Below are 6,165 nucleotides of genomic sequence, written 5' to 3' on the forward strand. Positions count from 1 at the left end.
ACCCCGAAGTGCATCGCTTCTCCGATTACGATTACGACAACGACAACGACAACGACAACGACAGCGTCTAGCTTGTTCTTGACTCGTTACTTAGTGCCGCAACTCCGCCACGTCCATACTGGCCGCGGAGGCCATGTCCATCAGCCCCCGCATCAGGCCGGCGCGCTCGCTGAGTTGGATGGTTTCAACCAAGGCCTGCTTGTCCTCGGGGCTCAGGGGCAGGTGGGCGCACAGCAGGTTCACGAGATCGCTGTCCGCCATCTTGTTGACATCCTCCCAGGGCACCTCCACCCCGCGCAGGGTGCAGTAGGACTTGAGCGACACCAGGAAGCCGTCCCGGTCCCCGATCACCTGGGTCTCCTCGTGACAATCGGCGGCGAAGCGCTCCCAGTCCACCGAGACCCGCCGGTAGCCGCGACGCCCGGCCACCTCGCCGCGGACCTGGAAGCGGCAGACCCCGGTGAGGACCACCACGATCCGTCCGTCCGCGGTCTCGCTGTAGGAGGTGATGCGCCCGGCGCAGCCGATGCGGTGGATCTCCGGCACCTCCTCGAACAGGGTCTCGCTGGTGGGCTGGACCATGCCGATCAGGTGCGCGTCCGCCAGTGCGTCGGTCACCATGTTGAGGTAGCAGGGCTCGAACATATTGAGCGGGAGCTGGACGCCGGGCATCACCACCGCGCCGGGCAAGGGAAAGATCGGGATCTCGGTGGGCAGATCGGCAAAGCGGGGGAAAAACGGGTTGCGGCTCATGGGGGCTCCGGGGTGCGGTCGGCCGACGGGTAGGGCAGGCACGACATGCCATCTGCCGCAGTTGGGGGCGATCGACCCGGTTCCACAGGGCAACGGTTGGGCGCGGTGTCCCCCCGCGCTTGGCGGCCGTGATCATCCTAAAATCCACAGATGAACACAGATGAACACAGATTTCTTCAAATTGTCATGCGCTTATCGCTACTGTCACAAGCACCCGCAAGGTGAGCCCCCGATCAAGCGTAAGTCAATGAATAATCTGTGTTCATCTGTGTCCATCTGTGGATGACTGCTCTTTCTGGGATCATCGTTCCGGCCAGCGGCCATCCTCTGGAGTCCAAGGCTTCAGCCTTGGTCCGGTCCAGCCAAGGCTGACGCCTGGGACTCCGGCCCCCGGTGGCCGGAACCATGATCAAGGCCCGCCCGGCGGTCCTTTGGCCTTAGACTAGGCCCCGGTTCCTGCCGTCAGTCACCCCGAGGCCGCCCCCATGATCGACCGTCTCTTTCACCTCTTCGAGCGTTCCCTCGCCGCCGTCCTGCTGTTCCTGATCGGCATCGTGGCGGTCATCGCCGTGGCGGAACTCTGCTTCGTGCTCTACCTGGACCTGATCAGCCCTCAGGGACTCCTGCTGGGCCTGGACGAGTTGTTCGAGGTCTTCGGGATGTTCCTCATCGTCCTGATCGCAATCGAGTTCATGTCGAGCATCTACATGTATATGAAGGATAAATCCGTGCATGTGGAGATCATGCTGCTGATCGCCATCACCGCCTTGACACGCAAGGTAGTGGTGATGAAGACCACCGAGGCCGACGCACTCTATCTCATCGGGCTGGCGGCGCTGCTGGGCACCCTGATTGCCGGGTACTACCTGATCAAGCGCCTCGGTGAGAAGGAGTCGGAGCCCGGCGACGGGCACTGAGCCCGCCGGGTCCGTTGTGCGGACCCTGAGCCTGTAGCGTCGGCGGTGCGGACCCATCGCCACGGACCGGAGCGATGCTCCTAAAATCCACAGATGAACACAGATGAACACAGATTTTCTTCAATTTTTCCTGCGCTTATCGCTACCGTCACAAGCAGCCGCAAGGCGAGCCCCCGACCAAGCGTAAGCCAATGAATAATCTGTGTTCATCTGTGTTCATCTGTGGATGACTGCTCTTTCTGGGGTGATCAAAGCCGCCCCCGCACCGATTCCCCCGCCTGAACCCCGCCCCCACGGGTTAGAATGCCGCCTTGAGGCAATAACCCTAGCGGCCGTGCGCGGAACCCGTCAATGAATCAGAGCACCCAAGAGTGGAGTCGGGAGCTGGACCAGGTCCGGACCCAGGAGCGGGACCCGGCGCCGGATCAGGATCAGGGCCTGGACCTGGAGCGCGACGTCCAACTCTTCACCGCCCTCCTGGGCGAGGTCCTGCGCGAGCACAGCCGCAAGCGCGTTCTGGTGATCGTGGAGCGGCTGCGCGACGGCTTCATGCAGTTGCGCGACCAGGAGGACGCGGACCTGCGCGAGAAGCTGATGAAGCGGATCGACGACATGGACGCCCCGACGCTCTCGGAGGTGATCCGCGCCTTCACCATCTTCTTCGGGCTGGTGAACACGGCCGAGGAACTCAATGCCCATCTCTCGCGCCGCGACCGGGTCCACGCCGGTGAGCGTCTGTGGTTCGGCTCCTTCGACGACACGGTGCGCCGCTTCCACGCCGACGGGGTGCCCGCGGAAAAGTTCCAGGACCTCTTGAACCACCTGGTCTATCTGCCGGTCTTCACCGCCCACCCCACCGAGTCCAAGCGCCGTACCACCTCGGACGCCTTCCGCCGCATCTTCCTGATCGCCCAGGGCCTGCACCGCCAGCGCTTAAACGAGGAGGAGCGCATGGAGCAGCTCCAGGCGATCCTGACCGAGATCCAGGTCCTCTGGAAGACCGACGAGGTGCGCATCCACAAGCCCCAGGTCACCGACGAGGTCCGCCAAGGGCTGCACTATTTCCGCGAATCGCTGTTCAAGGCCGTACCGGAGACCTATCGGAACCTGGAGCGCGCGATCCGCCGCACCTATGGCCCCGCAAGCGGGCTCAGGGTGCCGAGCTTCATCCAATTCGGCTCCTGGATCGGCGGGGACCGCGACGGCAACCCCTTCGTCAAGCCCGAGACCACGGCGCTGGCCGTGCGGCTGCACCATCAACTGGTGCTGGAGGAATACCTGCGGCGGGTCACGGCGCTGCGCCGGGTGCTGAGCCACAGCATCCCACTGTGCCAGCCCTCGCCGGCCTTCATGGACAGCCTGGACGCCGACGAGGACTACCGGCTGGTCACCATGGGCCAGGGCCCGCGCCGTTTTGCCAACGAGCCCTACCGGCGCAAGCTCGCCATCATGGGCCATCGGCTCGGCGCCAACCTGGAGCGGGTGCGCGCCCGCATCCGCGGCGAGCATCACGAGGTGCTGCCGGGCGGCTACACCGGTGACCGGGAGTTCCTCGCCGACCTCTATCTGATCCGTGACTCGCTCATCCATCACCACGACGGCAACGCCGCCGCCGGCCCCCTGCAGGACCTGATCCGGCTCACCGAGAGCTTCGGCTTCCACCTGGTGCACCTGGACTGCCGCCAGGAATCGACCCGCCACACCCAGGCGGTGACCGAACTCTTCGCCCGCCAGCCCGGCGCACCCTATTATGAGGCCTTCGACGAGGACCAGCGGCTCATGGCCCTGGCCGAGACGATCACCCACCCGCACCCCTTCATCATCGACAAGGCGACCCTGACCCCGGAGACGCGCGAGACGCTCGAGGTCTTCGAGGTCATGGCGCGCCTCACCGCCGAGATCGGCCCGGGGTGTTTCGGCCAGTACGTCATCTCCATGACCCACGCCGCCAGCCATGTCATGGAGGTGATGCTGCTCGCGCGCCTGGCCGGGCTCGCGGGCCGCGACCGGCAGGGGTGGTTCTGCAACATCCAGATCTCGCCGCTCTTCGAGACCATCGAGGACCTGGGCCATATCGACACCGTCATGAGCGCGCTCTTCGACCACCCGACCTACAGCGCGCTGCTCAAGGCCTCCGGCAACCGCCAGGAGGTCATGCTCGGCTATTCGGATTCGTGCAAGGACGGCGGCATCCTCTGTGCCAGTTGGAACCTCTACGAGGCGCAGCGCAAGGTGATTGCCCTGGCCGACCGCCGCCAGGTCTCGTGTCGGATCTTCCACGGCCGCGGCGGCACCATCGGCCGCGGCGGCGGCCCCACCCACGAGGCGATCCTCGCCCAGCCGGCCGATACGGTCCACGGCCAGATCAAGTTCACCGAGCAGGGCGAGGTGCTGTCCTACCGCTATGCCAACCCCGAGACCGCCCGCTATGAGCTGACCATGGGCATCAGCGGGCTCATCAAGGCCAGCCGCTGCCTCATTGAACCGCCTCCGGAGGACCGCAAGGACTATCTCGGCATCATGGACGAACTGGCCCGCCTGGGTGAGGAGGGCTACCGCCGATTGGTGCGCGAGACCGACGGCTTCCTCGACTATTTCTATGAATGCACGCCGCTCGATGCCATCGCACTGCTCAATATCGGCTCGCGCCCGTCGCACCGCAAGCAGGGCGACCGGGCACTGTCATCGATCCGCGCCATCCCCTGGGTCTTCGGCTGGGGTCAATCGCGCACCACGCTGCCGGCCTGGTTCAGTGTCGGCCAGGCCATCGAGCGCTGGCGCGGCAGTGACCCCCAGCGCCTCGCCAAGCTCCAGCGCATGTATGAGGAGTGGCCCTATTTCCGCGCGCTGCTGTCCAACACCCAGATGTCGCTCTTCAAGGCCGAGATGCACATCGCCCGTGAATACCTGCGCCTGGCCCAGGACCAGCGCCGCGCCCAGGTCATCTACGGCCTGATCGAGGCCGAATACGAGCGCACCTGCACCCAGGTATTGAACGTCGTCGGCCTGTGCGGACTCATGGAAGACACCCCGGAACTGGCCCACTCACTGGCCCGCCGCAACCTCTATCTCGACCCCCTGAACCACATCCAGGTCGCCGTCCTCGCCCGCTACCGCCGCGAAGCCGACGAGGCCCAGCAAGAAGAATGGCTCGACCCGCTCCTGCGCTCCATCAACGCCATCGCCGCCGGGATGCGCAATACCGGCTGACCCGGTCGGCGCCGCCGTAGGGTCCGCTGTGCGGACCAACGACCTCGCGTCGGGCACAGTGGCGAGCGTTATGCTCAGGGCCTTAGCGCAGCGCCCCGGTGAGAGCGGCTTCAGCCGCGACAGGCCGCGCAAGCCGCCGTGGTCTCGTTGCACCGTAGGATGGGTAGAGCGCAGCGAAACCCATCCCGAACGCCGCCGTGGGCCTCCATCATCGTTCCGGTCGCCGCCAATGGGGCCCACACAGGAGGTCGAGGCTTTACCGTGAAAGTGCGTAGTCAGGCCATCCTGGCCTGACGGTGTCGGGGCTGTAACAGACAGGGCTGGAAGCCCGGACTACGCCGCCCCGCACGCTGGCCATCGAGCGAGCGGTCGAGAGGACTTTCATGTTCCGGGGTGGCGCGGGTGCCATGACCGTTAGCTGGGCCAAGGCCGCTGCGACGCGAAGTCGACCGGCTAACGGCCATGGCGCCCGCGCCACCCCGAAAGATGAAAGTTGCGGTCGCCATGGCCGTTCCCTCACCCCGCCATCTCCCAAAGGGAGAGGGGGAATTGGAGCGCGCTCCCGGCGCGACTTTCACGGTAAAGCCTCGACCTCCTGTGCCCTTGCGGCCGGAACGACGATCAAGCCCCCGTCGTACCCGATCCCATCGCAGGGCCTTATTCGGACGGCGGATAATAGCCCCGAGCCAACACCTGCCCCTCGTCATAGGGACAATCCGCCGGAAAAATCGCCGTCGGCACTTCGATCTCCTCGGCCGCCATCTCCACCGCTTGTTGGTATGCCTCCGCAATGCCATCGGCCAGCACAGACCGCAGCCCCGGGTTCATATCCAATAGATACGACAGGGCCGCCCGCTGCTCGATGATCGCGCTGCGCCAGCCCTTGCACTCGATCTCCGCCCACCGTGCGGTGAGTCGCCGATACTGAAATTGCCACTTCAGCAACTGGGCCAGCAGGACCCGCAGCCGGTTGACCAGTTCGTCCCGTCGGCTCTTGCCCATGTCGTTCAACTCCTCCGCCAAATGCTCGATGTCCAGATCCGCAAACCGCCCTTGCCTCAGCAAGGCAATCGTTTGCGCCGTCCATGCGGAGAAATCGTCCTCATAGAGTAGACTCAAGTCGCTCACTGTTCGCCTCCCCGGTCATGGTTTGCGCCCGTGCGGGCGCCCGAGGTGAATATTAACCCAGTCTCCGGTGCCCGGGAGCGGGAACAGGCAGCGGCGGGTGCGATCAGAACTGATGTGGTGACCGAGATCCCGGGTACGCTGTCGTTGTCGTTGTCGT

4 protein-coding genes are annotated in these 6,165 nt (G+C 65.0%); 2 read left to right on the forward strand and 2 right to left on the reverse strand.

Annotation, left to right across the window (positions count from 1 at the left end; genetic code table 11):
- Positions 1–90 precede the first annotated feature (90 nt).
- Complete coding sequence (locus QZY48_RS12815; RefSeq protein WP_100921400.1) at positions 91–753, reverse strand: LON peptidase substrate-binding domain-containing protein; 663 nt, start codon at positions 751–753, stop codon at positions 91–93.
- A gap of 485 nt (positions 754–1,238) precedes the next feature.
- On the opposite strand from QZY48_RS12815, the gene QZY48_RS12820 reads away from it, so the two are divergent.
- The gene (locus tag QZY48_RS12820) at positions 1,239–1,670 is read left to right on the forward strand and encodes a phosphate-starvation-inducible PsiE family protein (RefSeq protein ID WP_295431247.1); all 432 of its coding nucleotides are present in this window, start codon (positions 1,239–1,241) and stop codon (positions 1,668–1,670) included.
- A 351-nt stretch (positions 1,671–2,021) separates the two neighbouring features.
- Positions 2,022–4,880, forward strand: a complete 2,859-nt coding sequence (gene ppc / locus QZY48_RS12825; protein WP_295431248.1) for a phosphoenolpyruvate carboxylase — start codon at positions 2,022–2,024, stop codon at positions 4,878–4,880.
- A 657-nt stretch (positions 4,881–5,537) separates the two neighbouring features.
- Here the strand turns inward: ppc and QZY48_RS12830 are convergent.
- A complete protein-coding gene (locus tag QZY48_RS12830; RefSeq protein ID WP_295431249.1) occupies positions 5,538–6,008 on the reverse strand; it encodes a DUF29 domain-containing protein in 471 nt (156 codons plus the stop codon).
- Positions 6,009–6,165: the final 157 nt, after the last annotated feature.

Source organism: uncultured Thiodictyon sp. (assembly GCF_903828115.1).
Taxonomy (GTDB): Bacteria; Pseudomonadota; Gammaproteobacteria; order Chromatiales; family Chromatiaceae; genus Thiodictyon.